The following is a 13,545-nucleotide window of genomic DNA, read 5'->3' on the forward strand; positions in this document are numbered from 1 at the left end:
CCCACAACGAGCAGATGTGACCTGGGTTACTCCTCGACCGGGACGGCGATCGGCCGCAGCCGCGCCCACAGCACGAACAGCGCCGCGAACACGAGCATCCCGATCCCGCCGTACAGGTTGATGTTGATCCCGGCCGCCTTGTCGATCTCGGCCTGTTTCCCGACCAGCCCGAGGACGGTCAGGATCAAGCCGTAGATCCCGATCAGCGCCGCGATCACGACCCGGATGTCGAAGGCTCCGGACTTCTTCTCTGCCATGACGATCCCCTCAGCCGAAGACGATGTTCAGGACGACGACCAGACCGAGCGAGATCCCGGCCAGCAGCACCGGCTTGCGGTACCAGCCGTGGTCACCTTCGCCGGCCGCCTCGGTGCGCTGCTCCTTCGGCGTCAGCGAGTACACCAGCCCGACCAGCTCGGACTCCTGTTTGGCCCGCGTCATCGAGCTCACCAGCACGCTGACCAGGATGTCCACCACGAACGCCGCGCCCGCGCCGACGAAGCTGGCGCCCTGACCCGGCAGGTCGATGACGCCGGTCTCGGACAGCACGAAGACGAGGACGGCGGTCGCCGTACCGCTGACCAGACCGATCCAGCCGGCCGCGGCGGTCATCCGCTTCCAGAACATACCGAGGATGAACGTGGCGAACAGCGGCGCGTTGAAGAACGAGAACAGCTGCTGCAGGTAGTCCATCAGGTTGCTGTAACCGGAGGCGATCGCGGCCGTGCCGATCGCGACGATCGTGCCGCCGACCGTGACCCAGCGGCCGGTCTTCAGGTAGAACTCGTCACTGCGGTCCTTGATCACGTACCGCTCGAGCAGGTCGTAGGTCATCACCGTGTTGAACGAGCTCAGGTTGGCCGCCATACCGGCCATGAACGAGGCCAGCAGGCCGGTGATCGCCAGGCCGAGCATGCCGTTCGGCAGCAGGTCGCGCATCAGCAGCAGCAGCGCGTCGTTGTAGGTCACCTCGCCACCGCTGCCGCCGTTCGCCTTGTACTGCTGCAACTCCGGGACGGCGACCGCCGCGATCATGCCCGGGATGATGACGATGAACGGGATGAACATCTTCGGGAACGAGCCGATGATCGGCGTCCGCCGGGCCGCCGACATGTTCTTCGAGGCCATCGCGCGCTGGACCTCGACGAAGTTCGTCGTCCAGTAGCCGAACGAGAGCACGAAACCGAGACCGAAGACGAGCCCGACCACCGAGAGGAAGCTGCTGTTGAAGCCGCTCAACTCGTTGCCCGGCCAGGCACTCAGTTGCTCCGGGCCGCCGGTTCCGGCGCTGATCTTGTCGACCAGCCCCTGCCAGCCGCCGACCTTGTGCAGGCCGACCAGCGTCAGCGGGAGCAGCGCGGCGACGATCACGAAGAACTGCAGCACCTCGTTGTAGATCGCCGCGGACAGGCCGCCGAGCGTGATGTAGCTGAGCACGATCACGGCCGCGACGATCACCGAGACCCAGATCGGCCAGCCCAGCAGCACGTTCACGATCGTCGCCAGCAGGAACAGGTTCACCCCCGCGATCAGCACCTGCGCGACGGCGAAGCTGATCGCGTTCACCAGGTGCGCGGGTTTGCCGAACCGGCGCAACATGAACTCCGGCACGCTGCGGACCTTGGAGCCGTAGTAGAACGGCATCATCACGACGCCGAGGAACAGCATCGCGGGGACGGCGCCGATCCAGAAGTAGTGCACGGTCGGCATCCCGTACTGGGCGCCGTTCGCGGACATCCCCATGATCTCGATCGCGCCGAGGTTGGCCGAGATGAACGCCAGCCCGGTCACCCAGGCGGGCAGCGAGCGCCCGGAGAGGAAGAAGTCCAGGCTGTTGGAGACGGCGCGTTTGGCCAGGTACCCGATTCCGAGCACGAAGACGAAGTACGTCGCGATGATGATGTAGTCGATCGCCTGGGCGTCGAGTCTCAGGACGGAGTCTTGTGGCAGCATCGGCCCTCCGGGTTCTATGTGACGCAGCGTGGTGGTACCGCTCTGGAACGTTACTCCTGCTTTCAACAACCCAGAAGGGCGACCCGCGTCTCCACCCGGATCTCCACCCCAGGACGGTCCTGCGAGTGGGCAGTGCCCATTTAGCGTCGAAGCATGTCTTTCGGAACCCTTCCCAACGCTCTCGTCGTCGTCGCGATCGTGGCCGCGGTGGTCGTCCGCCGGCTGCGGTGGTCGGAGCTGGAGAACTCGGACGCCGACGTCTGGCGCGGGCCGCTGATCCTGATGGGCGTCGGTGTCTACCAGCTGTACGGCAAACATCTCGGGCTCGGCCCGATCGACCTGACGCTGCTGATCGCCGGCGTCGGCGTCGCCCTGGCCGCCGGATTCCTGGCCGGCCGCGTCGCGCAGGTGGAGCGACGCGCCGGGAAGGTGTTCTACCGGCTCGGCCTGCCCGGACTCGGCATCATGGTGGCCTATCTGGTCGTCCGCCTCGGCCTGGCCGGCCTCGGTCATCTGGTGGGGGCCGCGAGTGTCGGCGGCGGTGCGCTGTTGCTGAGTCTGGGCGCGAACCTCCTGACCCAGTCGACCGTCATCCAGTCCAGAGCACACCACCGAGCCGAGGAGTACAGCACCAGTTGAGCGACTCGAAAGAGCCCGGCCGGAGCGCAGCAGGCCGGCGGCGCTGGACGCTCGGGGACAGCGGGTCGCTCGGGCGGGTGATGACGGCCGCGGTGGCGATCGGGGTGCTCGCCACCTCTCGCCCCGCGGACTCCCGGGTGTGGATCGTGCTCGGCGCGGCGCTGGTGACGTTCTTGAGCGGCATCCTGCTGATGCGGCTGCGGCCGCGGGTTGCGCTCGTCCTGCTCGGGACCGTCGCGGTCGGCGGAGCGTTGCTGGCCGGCGTGCGGGACTCGAACGCCCTGGTCCTGGTGCTGGTCTCGCTCACGAGCGTTGTGGTGGTGGATCTCCGGCGGTCCGGGATCCGGGTGATTGTTGCTGTCAGCATCGGAGTGGTGGCCGGGTTCGGGGCGTCGGCATGGTGGTTCGAGCGCAGCGGCCTCTGGTTCCTGACGCAGGTGATGTGGGCCGCGATCCTGCTCGCGTTCGGGGTGAACCGGCGGCAGTACGAGATCCAGCTCGAGCGGACGCAGCGCGAGCAGGCGCGGGCGGCGCGGCTGGAGGAGCGCGGCCGGATCGCGCGCGACCTGCACGACGTCCTCGCCCACTCGCTCGGCGGGCTCAGCGTGCAACTTGAAGTGGCCGAGGGGCTGCTGACCGAACGCCGCGACGTCGACGGGGCCCTGGAGCGCGTCCGCCGGTCGCGGCGGCTCGCCGTCCAAGGGCTGGCCGAGGCCCGGAATGCCGTGGCCGCGTTGCGATCGGACGACGTACCGGAGCTGGCCGCGACCCTGCGCAAGCTGGCCGAACAACACCAAGCCGACCACGGCGTCGCCGTCCGTCTGACCATCGATGGGACGCCGAGCAGACGCGAGCCCGGCGCGACCGTCGCCCTGCTCAGCGCGGCCCGCGAAGCGCTCACCAACGCGGGCAAGCACGCGCCCGGACAGCCGGTCGACATCGAGCTCAGGTACTCAGGCGGCGTCCGGCTGCGGGTGCGGAACGCGGGCCCGACGGACGGCGCGGGGTTCGGGCTCGCCGGGATGCGCGAGCGGCTGGCCCTGGTCGGTGGCACGCTGACGGCAGGCCCGGATGGGGACGACTGGCTGGTGGTCGCGGAGGTACCTGATGAGTGAGCCGATCCGCGTGATCGTCGCCGACGACCAGCAGGTCGTCCGCGAAGGCCTGGTCGCGCTGCTCGGGCTGCTCGCGGACGTCGAGGTCACCGGCGCGGCCGCGAACGGGGCCGAGACGGTCGAACTCGTTGCGCAGGGCAACGTCGACATCGTGCTGATGGATCTGAGGATGCCGGTCCTGGACGGCGCCGGTGCGACCGCCCGGATCACGGCCGAGTACCCGGCGGTCGCCGTCCTGGTGCTGACGACGTACGCCGACGACACCTCGATCGCGACCGCGTTACGGGCCGGGGCGCGCGGTTACCTGACCAAGGACGCCGGCCGCGCCGAGATCGGGGCCGCGCTGCGCGCCACGATGGCCGGGCAGTCGACGTTCGATCCCGAGGTGACCCGGCGGCTGGTCGCCGGGCTGGCGCCCGAGGGGCCGGCGGACGACGGGCTCACCGCGCGGGAGACCGAAGTACTGCGGCTGATCGCGCAGGGGCTGAGCAACCCGGAGATCGCGGCGCGGTTGTTCATCGGGGAGGCGACCGTGAAAACCCATATCAACAACACGTTCGCCAAGATCGGCGCCAGGCACCGCGCGGAGGCGGTCCGGTACGCCTACCGGCACGGGATCGCGTCAGATTCGTAGCTCGGCGACGACCGGGAGGTGGTCGCTACCGGTCGACTCGCCGACCCAGGCCTTGGTGGGCGTGACGCCGCGGACCAGGATGTGGTCGATCCGGGCCATCGGGAAGGTGGCCGGCCAGGTGAAACCGAAGCCGTTCCCCGAGGCGCCCTGGGCCGAGCGCAGGCCGGCCGTCAACGGGGCCAGGCTGCGATCGTTCGCCGTCCCGTTGAAGTCGCCCATCACGATCACGCCGAGCAGCTTCTCGTCGGCGATCTGCCGGCCGAGCGACTTGATCGTCCGGTTGCGCTGGTCGGAGGTGAAGCCGGTGGTGTCGATCCGGACCGACGCCAGGTGGGCGACGTACACCGCGACCTTGCCCTCCGGGGTGTCCACCTCGGCGCGCAGGGCGCGCGTCCAGGCGAAGCCGACGTCGATCGACTTGCTCTCCTCGACCGGGTACTTCGACCAGAGCGCGACGGTGTCGCGGGCGACCAGGTACGGGTACTCGTCGGCGAATGCGGCCTTGTAGATCTTCATGTCCGCCGCGGTGATCTCCTCGAGCGCCAGCACGTCGGCCTTCAGCGCGAGCAAGCGCTGCGCGGTGTGGGCCGGATCGGCGTTGCCGGCATTCACGTTCTGCGAGACGACCCGGAGGTCGTGCGCGCCGCCGCTGCGGCTCGGGATGATCTGGTCGGCGAACATGTAACCCCACACCAAGGCGGGCACCAGCAGCGCGACCCCGGCCACCGCGGAACGCCGTACCAGCGCGAACAACCCCAGCACCGGGACGGCGAGGCCGACCCACGGCAGGAAGGTGTCGAGCAGGCTGCCCATGTTGCCGAACTCGTTCGGCACCCAGCGGTGGAAGACCAGCACGCACGCGGCGAGAATCGCCAGCACCGCGATGAATCGGCCACGCCGCCACATCCCGCCCGAACGGGCGCGACGGGCCCCGGATCGTTGCGGCGGCCTCGGCGGAGTGCGTACGGCGGTGTGGCTGGACATGTCCCGATTGTTGCGGAGATGCGTGTCGCGCCAAAGCCCGCAAGGGGGTTCGAGCGGCGATTTCATCCGATGGGACGAGCGATCCGGCCGAACGGATTAGATCTTCGTGAGAGGCTCTGGTGCGTTCGGCGGACAGCGCCGACAATGCGGGGTATGCCGCCTGAGCCGCAGGCCGAGCCGTTCGTCGTGAGACGCCGCGGGCTCGGCAGCACCCGGACCTTGCTCTACGTCTGCGCGCTGCTGGTCGCGGCGGAGGTGCTCGTCACGCTGATCGGCGTCGTCGTCGCGCTCACCCGCGGCGTCCCGATCCGCCAGCCGCTCGAGACCATCTGGCTGTCCTGGGGCGGCAGCCCGCTGATCTTCGCGCTCGGCATGCCGTTCCTGCTGCTGATCGGCGCGATCACCGCGCTGGAGGAGCGGCAGGAGGCCGATACCGACGACGTCCTGCTGTCCATCGACGTCCGCGGCATCCACCTCGGCGGCGACCACGCCCGCACCGTCCCCTGGTCCGACGTCCGCGGTATCTGCCGCGTCGAGCGGCACGGCCCCACCGGCGACAGCGAGTGGTGGGAGCCCTACCTCGTCGTCCTCCTCCACGACGACGAAACCCTCCCCCACAGCTCCAAAGCCTGGGGCCCCTCCCGCCCCTGGCCCGGCGCCCACGAGATTCTCGGCCGCGCACTTCCCTACGACGAACTGGTCGCCGCAGTAGCCCGCCACGCCCCCCACATCCCCGTCACCGACCGAGGCCACGTCCCCGACTGAGAAACGGCGCTCCCCCAACCTGGGAAGCGCCGTCTCGGAGTACCTCTTACTAGTTCTTCTTGCTCAGGAGTTTTTCCAGGTCGGTCAGGGTGTCCATGGCGCCGAGGGGGCCGAGGCCGAGGAACCAGACCTCGTCGTTGACGCGTTCGGCCTGGCCGGCCTTGACAGCGGGGAGGGCCTTCCAGAGGTTGCCGTTGACGACCTTGGACTCGGCGGTGCCGGTGATCGGGCCGAAACTGGAGTAGAAGATCCAGTCGCCGTCGGCCTGGCCGATGTTCTCCTCGGAGACCTCGACCGCGAGCTCCTGGACGTCCTGGACCTTCGGCCGGGGCAGGCCGACGTCCTTCAGGATGACGCCGATGAACGACAGGTTGCCGTAGAGCCGGATCTCGGCCGGGCGGAAGCGGACCAGCGAGATGGTCGGGGCGCCCTCGACCTTGCCCTTCACCTCGTCGGCGCGCTTCTGGTAGTCGTTCAGGATCTGGGTCGCCTTGTCCTCCTCGCCGACCGCGTCCGCGACCAGCAGGAAGTTCTCCTTCCAGGGGAACCCGGGCCGGATACTCATCACCGTCGGCGCGATCTCGTTCAGCTTGTCGAACAGATCGTTCGCGCGCAGCTTGCTGCCGAGGATCAGATCGGGTTTCAGGTTCGCGATCGCCTCCAGGTTCAGGTCGCTGACCCCGCCGACGGTCTTGATCCCCTGCGCCTTGTCCGCCAGGTACGACGGGACGCCGTTCTGGCCGGTGTTGGTCGCCATCCCGACCGGGGTGATGCCGAGCGCGAGCACGTCGTCCAGCTCACCGCTGTCCAGCACCACGATCTTCTCGGGCTTCTTGTCCAGCTTCGCCTCGCCGAGCGCGTGTTTCACCGTCCGCGGGAACACCCCCGGCTGCGCGTCCGACCCGAGTTTCGCGGTCTCGGCGTCCGCGGTCTTGAACAACCGCCCGCCGGTCGCGACCTCTTTGTCACCGACGCCGGTATCGGCACTGCCGGTGTCCTTCCCACCACACGCGGCGAGCACCAGCAGGGCGGCCACGACAGCGATTGAGCTACGCATCTTCACAGAGGTTGACTTTACAACAACTTTGGCTAGGCATACCTAACCAAGTCCACCGACTCCCCTTCGACCAGGTTTACAACGATGTCCCTGCCCGGCATGACGATCCGGCGCGTTCCGGTGCGCGAGGCAACGACCGTCGCCGCGGTCAGCCGCCCGCCGGCCCACTCGACGTCGAAGACCAGCCCGCCGCGCGCCCGCAGTCCGCGGAAGGACCCGTCCGGCCAGCCCGCCGGCAACGCGGGCAGCAACCGGACGACGTCCGTATGGCTCTGGATCAGCAATTCGGGGATGCACCCCGTCATTCCGAAGTTCGCATCGATCTGGAAGATGTCCCCGTCGCGATGCAGCAGATTGTCCGAGACCAGCCGCGCCAGGTAGTCCTGGATCACCGCCGCCGCCCGCTCCCCCTCGAACAGCCGCGCCCACAGCGCCACCAGCCAGGCTGCCGTCCACCCGCCGTTCGTCGCGCCATCGGTCCGCACCAGCAACGACGTCCGCGCCGCCTCGGCCCACTCCGGCGTCCGGACCGGATCGATCTCCGCACCCGGGTGCAGCCCGTACAGATGCGACTGATGCCGATGGTTGACCTCGGACGGCGTCCAGTCGTGCGGCCACTCGTGCAAGCGGCCGTCCGCGGTGATCCCGATCTCGGGCAACCGCTCGCGCGCAGTCCGCGCCCGCTCAGCCAGCTCCGACGACAACCCGAGCGCCGCCTCCGCCTCACCCAGGTTCGCGAACAACTCCCGGAGCAGCCAGATGTCGTACGTCGATGTCAGATCGACCGATGCCTTCTCCCCCGTCGGCAGCACGAAGTGATGCTCCGGCGCCGTCGAAGGGATGAACTGCAACCGGCCGCCGTCGTCCTCGACCAGCATCGCGAGCACGAATTCGGCCGCGCCGGCGATGACCGGGTACGCGCGGTCACGCAGGAAATCGAGATCGAGCCCGAACCGGTAGTGCTCCATCAGATGCGCGGTCAGCCAGACCCCGCAGGTCGCGCACATCGCCCAAACCGGATCGTCCCCGCCCGCTCCGACCGGCCAGGTCGCGGCCCAGAGATCGGAGTTGTGATGCGAGACCCAGCCGGGTGCGTCGTACAGGGCGCGCGCGGTGTTCGCCCCGGACGCCGCGAGGTTCTCGAGCAAGTCGGTGAGCGGCTCGAAGCACTCGCTCAGCCCGGTCAGATCCGCGGGCCAGTAGTTCATCTGGGTGTTGATGTTGTTGGTCCAGTCGCTGGCCCACATCGGCCGGCGGTCCTGGTTCCAGATGCCCTGCAGATTGGCGGCTTGAGTACCGGGCCGCGATGACGCGATCAGCAGGTAGCGGCCGAAGTTGAAGGTGAGCGCGACCAGATCGGGATCGTTGCCTCCGGCAGCGACCGCCTTGATCCGCTCGTCGGTGGGCAGCTCGGACGCCGAACCCAGCCGCAGCTCGGCGCGTTCGTACAGCCGCCGATGGTCGTCGAGATGCCGATCCCGAAGCTTGTCCTCAGCAACCGCATCCAGGATGTCGATCGCGTCTCGCAACGCGACCAACGGATCCCGGCCAGGCGGGACCGACCACCCGGCGAACGTGCTGGCCGCGGCCAGGACGACGGTCACGCTGTCGGCGCCGCGGACGACGACGCCGTCCGTCGAGACGTCTGCGGTGCCCCCGTGGCACAGCACGCGCAGCGCGATCCCGAATCCGATGCCGTGGCCGTCGACGTACCGGATCGGGTCCGGGCTCTCCCGGTACTCGATCGTCAGGTCGGACGGCGCGTGACCGACCACGCCGTACGTCCCGCCATCGACCACCGGCCGGACCGGGTGCGGAGAATCCAACGACAGCGAGAGATTCACCGCACCCGGCCGATCGGCCGTGAGAGTCCAGACCAACACCTGGTCCGGCGTGGAGACATAGGTCTCGCGCCGGAACCGCGTCCCATCCACTGTGTGATCGACACTGACGATCCCGGTCCGCAGGTCGAGGCGCCGGCGATAGTCGCCGGCCTCCCCGTCCGTACGGATCAACAGATCGGCCAACGGCTGGTACGACTCGACCAACGGCCCTTGCAGGGCACGCGTCCGCTCCGTCGCCGCCAGCTGGTCGCCGTCGTGCAGCAACAACCGCCGTACGTCGGCCAACGTCGCCGGCCCGTCCGCGACCCCCAACTCCCGCGGCCCGTCACCGGACCACACATCGTCGAGATTCAGCGCGATCCGCTCCGCGCCCACCCGCCCGAACACCTTCGCACCGAGGTGCCCGTTACCCACCGGCAACGCCTCGAACCAGTCCGGAGCAGGAGCGCGAAACCACAGTTCATGCGACATGAGGTGCTACTTGCTCCCCGACTTGTACTTGTCGTACGCCTGCTGGTTGATCTCCAGGTACCGAGTCATCCCCGTGCTGTCCAGCCCCTTCACATAAGCGTCCCACTCGGTGTCGATGTTCTTCGACCCAGTAATGAACGCCAACTGGTTCTGGTTCACGTAGCTACCGAGGTTGGTCTGCAGCGTCGCGAGCTCACCGCTCAGACTCGGGTCCGGCCAGACGACGGCCTGCGGGTACAGCTGCGACTTGTCCTCGTGACCTTCGTACAGCTTGGTGGCCTGGAACAGCCGCCGCTCGTACCCGGCGCCGGAGTAGATGTCCAGCGGCACGACCTGCGCGTTCCGGTAGGCGAGCACGTTGTGGTACTGCGTCAGCGCACCCCAGCTGCTGTTCTTCGGAGTGTCCGACTTCGGCTTGTAGAGCGGCTTGGTGTCCTTGTCCAGCGCGACGTCACCAGGGCCGGGCTTGGTCCAACCGACACCCTCCGGGCCCATCCCGCCGATCATCTGGCCCTCATCGGTGAAGATGTAGTCCAGCATCTTGATCGCCGCGACCTGGGCCTCCTTGCTGGCCTTGTTGGTCAGCAGGAACGTGTAGTTGGTCGATGTCAGGTACTGGTAGCCGGTGTAGCTCTTCCCGGCCGGGCCGGTGAGCGGCGGGGCGGCGTCGTACTGCTTGTCCCGGCCGTCCTTGGAGTCGGACTGGACGAAGATGTACGGGTGCAGCATCGGGCCGGAGCCGATCCGGACGGCCTTCGGGTCGTTGCCCAGGGCCTGCAACGCCTGCGCGTTCTGCGTGAACGCCGCCTGGTCGATCAGCCCTTCCTTGTAAAGGGAGGCGATGTACTTCAGCCCTTCCTTCCACTCCGGGCTGTTCACCGGCGTAGTCACCTTGTCGCCGTTCAGCGTGAGCAGCGAGCGGACGCCGTTGTTCGCACCGACCGGGTTGTAGGCGAACGCGTTCATCAGGTACGGGATCAGCGCGCTGTTCTGGATGTCCGCGGTCATCGGGACCTCGTCGGCCTTGCCGTTGCCGTTCGGGTCCTGGGTCTTGAAGGCCGTCAGCACCTTGCGCAGGTCCTCGGTGGTCTTCGGCATCGGCAGGTTCAGCTTCTTCAGCCAGGCCGAGTTGATCCAGAGCTTGTCCGGACGGCTGCAGTGGTAGCAGTCGGCCCACTGCGGCAGGGCGTAGATGTGACCGTCCGGCGCGGTCGCCTCCTGCTTGTAGTCCTTGTTCTCGTCGATGAACTTCTGGATGTTCGGGGCGTTCTCCTTGATCAGCGTCTCGAGCGGGACGGCGACGCCCTGCTGGCCGAGTTTGAGCACATCGGCCTGGGTGAAGCCGTCCACCCACGGGATCAGGAAGAACAGGTCCGGGTAGTCGCCGCTGGCCAGCGAGATCTGCCGCTTCTCCTTGGCCGGGCCGGCGTCCAGCGTGGTGGTCTGCCAGCGGAACTGGATCTTGAACTTGTCGCTCATGATCTTGGTGACCGCGTTGGTCTCCATGTTCGTGTTCTGGTCGGCCGGGGTGAAGGTGTCGATGACGACCTTGCCGTCGGCGCTCACCTCGTTCGCCGCCCCGTCGGACTTGTCCGAACTGCAGGCCGCCACGGTGGCGAGCAAGCCGGCCGCGGCGAGCGCGGACAGTTTGCGCACGGATACGCGCATTGCTGTGTTCCTTTCTGAGAAGGGCCCTGCTCTCAATAGAGCGCGGTTAGCCCTTGACCGCGCCGACCATCACGCCCTTGGTGAAGTGGCGGGCGACGAAGGGGTAGATGACCAGTACGGGCAGGCTCGAGATGACGATGAGCGCGTACTTGAGGACGTTGGCCAGTTGCTGCTGGTCGAGCTGCTGGGCCAGGTTCTGGGTGGTGGAGCCGGAGGTCGCCTGGTTCAGGATCAGGACGTTGCGGAGCACGATCTGCAACGGGTACAGACCGGGATCCTTGAGGTAGATCAGGGCATCGAAGTAGCTGTTCCACTGGAAGATCGCGTACATCAGCGCGATCACCGCGATCACCGGTTTGGACAGCGGGAGGACGACCGACCAGAGGAAGCGCAGATCGCTCGCGCCGTCGATGGTGGCCGCCTCGTAGAGCTCGTCCGGGATGGTCGAGCGGAAGAACGTGCGCGCGATGATGACCTGCCAGACGCCGATCGCGCTCGGGATCACCATCGCCCACCGGGTGTTCAGCATCCCCAGGTCCTGCACCACCAGGTAGGTCGGGATCAGGCCGCCGGTGAACAGCATCGTGAAGACCAGGATGCTCATGATCACGTTGCGGCCGAAGAAGGTCTTACGGGACAGCGGGTACGCGATCGCAATCGTCAGCGTGACGCTGATCAGCGTGCCGCCGATCGCGTAGATGAACGAGTTCAGGTAGCCCTGCATGATCTGCGGGTCGGCGAAGGCCGTCTGGTACGCCTTCAGGCTCGGCTCGACCGGCCAGAGCAGCACGCGGCCGGCGCTCACCGCCGAGGCGCTGCTGAAGGAGTTCGCGATGATGTAGATGATCGGTACGGCGACCGCGATCAGCGCGATCCAGAGCATGATTCGGACGCCGACCAGGAAGATCTTGTCGGTCCGGGTCTCCTCGATCGCCATCCGCTGCGAGGTGTCCGGCTTCGGCGTACGACGGAAGCCCTGCATGGTGATGGTCATGACCAGAGTCCGTTTCCGGTGATCCGCTTGGCGACGAAGTTCACGACGACCAGCAGGACGAGATTGATGACGGAGTTGAACAGCCCGACCGCGGTCGCCATGCTGAAGTCGGCGTTCAGCAGGCCGGTCTTGTAGACGTAGGTCGCGATGATCTCGGACTGCGCCTGGTTCAGCGGGTTCTGCAGCAGGAAGGCCTTCTCGAAACCGATCGACATGATGTTGCCGACGCCGAGGACCAGGATGATCACCGCGGTCGGCATGATGCCGGGCAGGTCGACGTTCCAGATCCGCTGCAACCGGCTGGCGCCGTCGATCCGGGCCGACTCGTGCAGCGCGGGGTCGATCCCGGCCAGCGCGGCCAGATAGATGACGGCCGAGTAGCCGGTCGTCTGCCAGACGTCGGACCAGACGTAGATGTGCCGGAAGTAGTCCGGATTGCCGAGGAAGTCGACCGCAGGGACGCCGAACAACCCGATCGCGTCGTTCACGAAGCCCAGCCGCGGCGACAGCACCAGGATCGTCATCGAGACCACGACCACGGTCGAGATGAAGTACGGCGCGTACGTCACCAGCTGGACGATCTTCTTGAACCGGCCATTGCGGATCTCGTTCAGTGCGATGGCCAGGATGATCGGGATCGGGAAGCTGGCCAGGACGGTGTAGGCGGCGAGGATGAACGTGTTCTTCACCAGGGTCCAGAACACGGGGTTCTGGAAGAACAGTTCGAAGTTGCGGAAGCCGACCCAGTCGCTGCCCCAGGGGCCCTTCACCGGGGAGTAGTTCTTGAAGGCGATGACGGCGTTGCTGATCGGGATGTACTTGAAGATCACGAAGTACGCGAGCGGGACGATCACCAGCAGGTAGAGCTGCCAGTGCCTGCGCAGACTGCGCCGCGCCTGGGTCCAGCGGCTCGGCCGGGGTATCGGCGCCCGGCGCACCGCCGGCGCCGCGGCCGGCGCGGGCGGCGCCGGTTTCACCTCGTACGTTGCACTCACTCCGCATCCTTTCCGTCACCGATCGGAGCGAAACCGATATCCGATAGGATCTCGGACCTCACTCACCGGGAGGATGACACAGAACCCGGGACAGCGGAAGAGTCACCGGCGGTGTCGATACCCGACCTTGACCGAGCCATCGATTTCCCTTGCCGGCAAGGGAAATCCTGCGTTGCCCTCAGCAACTAACGGCGAGAACGCCGAATGGCCCGACGGCTGCGCCGGCGGACCTGGACACCACATCACGGGGTAGTCCGAGGTCGCTCTGAGCCACCGACACCGGACCACACCACAATTTATTGATTCTGTGAACTATGTCGCAGTCAACCGCCCGCACGCGACTATGTCAAGACTTGAACCACCCGAGCTGCCGATCGGCGGGGCGGAGAGCGGCGCGGACGGTGTCCGCGGGGTCGTCGAACGGAG

General features: G+C 67.3%; 12 protein-coding genes. 4 read left to right on the plus strand and 8 right to left on the minus strand.

Annotated features, from left to right (window positions below; genetic code table 11):
- Positions 1-26 precede the first annotated feature (26 nt).
- Together HPO96_RS03920 and HPO96_RS03925 are read right to left on the minus strand one after the other, a co-directional pair.
- A complete protein-coding gene (locus HPO96_RS03920) occupies positions 27-257 on the minus strand; it encodes a hypothetical protein (RefSeq protein WP_171671055.1) in 231 nt (76 codons plus the stop codon).
- 10 nt (positions 258-267) lie between these two features.
- Complete coding sequence (locus HPO96_RS03925) at positions 268-1,950, minus strand: sodium:solute symporter family protein (protein WP_202885671.1); 1,683 nt, start codon at positions 1,948-1,950, stop codon at positions 268-270.
- A 156-nt stretch (positions 1,951-2,106) separates the two neighbouring features.
- Between HPO96_RS03925 and HPO96_RS03930 the strand changes: the two genes are divergently transcribed.
- Genes HPO96_RS03930 through HPO96_RS03940 form a run of 3 tightly spaced genes read left to right on the plus strand, consistent with a single transcriptional unit; the run spans position 2,107 to position 4,341 of the window.
- The gene (locus HPO96_RS03930; protein WP_171671058.1) at positions 2,107-2,592 is read left to right on the plus strand and encodes a hypothetical protein; all 486 of its coding nucleotides are present in this window, start codon (positions 2,107-2,109) and stop codon (positions 2,590-2,592) included.
- Positions 2,589-3,707: a sensor histidine kinase gene (locus HPO96_RS03935; RefSeq protein WP_202885480.1), complete on the plus strand. Its 1,119-nt coding sequence runs from the start codon at positions 2,589-2,591 to the stop codon at positions 3,705-3,707. The genes HPO96_RS03930 and HPO96_RS03935 overlap by 4 nt, the downstream gene beginning before the upstream one ends.
- Positions 3,700-4,341 (plus strand): response regulator, encoded by a 642-nt coding sequence (locus HPO96_RS03940; RefSeq protein WP_171671060.1) that lies wholly within the window; start codon positions 3,700-3,702, stop codon positions 4,339-4,341. Before HPO96_RS03935 ends, HPO96_RS03940 begins: the two co-directional genes overlap by 8 nt.
- On the opposite strand, the gene HPO96_RS03945 is transcribed toward HPO96_RS03940, so the two are convergent.
- Positions 4,330-5,325, minus strand: a complete 996-nt coding sequence (locus HPO96_RS03945) for an endonuclease/exonuclease/phosphatase family protein (protein WP_171671061.1) — start codon at positions 5,323-5,325, stop codon at positions 4,330-4,332. The genes HPO96_RS03940 and HPO96_RS03945 overlap by 12 nt on opposite strands.
- A 153-nt stretch (positions 5,326-5,478) precedes the next feature.
- On the opposite strand from HPO96_RS03945, the gene HPO96_RS03950 reads away from it, so the two are divergent.
- Entirely contained in the window at positions 5,479-6,090 is a 612-nt protein-coding gene (locus HPO96_RS03950) for a hypothetical protein (protein ID WP_171671063.1), read from the plus strand.
- A gap of 49 nt (positions 6,091-6,139) precedes the next feature.
- Here the strand turns inward: HPO96_RS03950 and HPO96_RS03955 are convergent, their stop codons facing one another.
- The 5 genes from HPO96_RS03955 to HPO96_RS39505 are packed head-to-tail and all read right to left on the minus strand — an operon-like array spanning position 6,140 to position 13,119.
- Positions 6,140-7,147, minus strand: a complete 1,008-nt coding sequence (locus tag HPO96_RS03955; RefSeq protein WP_171671065.1) for an ABC transporter substrate-binding protein — start codon at positions 7,145-7,147, stop codon at positions 6,140-6,142.
- Positions 7,148-7,179: 32 nt separating this feature from the next.
- Positions 7,180-9,462, minus strand: coding sequence for a glycoside hydrolase family 95 protein (locus HPO96_RS03960; RefSeq protein ID WP_171671067.1), 2,283 nt, complete (start codon positions 9,460-9,462; stop codon positions 7,180-7,182).
- 6 nt (positions 9,463-9,468) lie between these two features.
- Complete coding sequence (locus HPO96_RS03965) at positions 9,469-11,130, minus strand: type 2 periplasmic-binding domain-containing protein (RefSeq protein ID WP_171671068.1); 1,662 nt, start codon at positions 11,128-11,130, stop codon at positions 9,469-9,471.
- A 46-nt stretch (positions 11,131-11,176) separates the two neighbouring features.
- On the minus strand, positions 11,177-12,124 hold the full coding sequence (locus tag HPO96_RS03970) for a carbohydrate ABC transporter permease (RefSeq protein ID WP_238354689.1): 948 nt from the start codon (positions 12,122-12,124) through the stop codon (positions 11,177-11,179).
- On the minus strand, positions 12,121-13,119 hold the full coding sequence (locus tag HPO96_RS39505; protein WP_171671070.1) for an ABC transporter permease subunit: 999 nt from the start codon (positions 13,117-13,119) through the stop codon (positions 12,121-12,123). Before HPO96_RS39505 ends, HPO96_RS03970 begins: the two co-directional genes overlap by 4 nt.
- Positions 13,120-13,545 lie beyond the last annotated feature (426 nt).

The sequence above is a fragment of the Kribbella sandramycini genome, assembly GCF_013131805.1.
GTDB lineage: Bacteria > Actinomycetota > Actinomycetes > Propionibacteriales > Kribbellaceae > Kribbella > Kribbella sandramycini.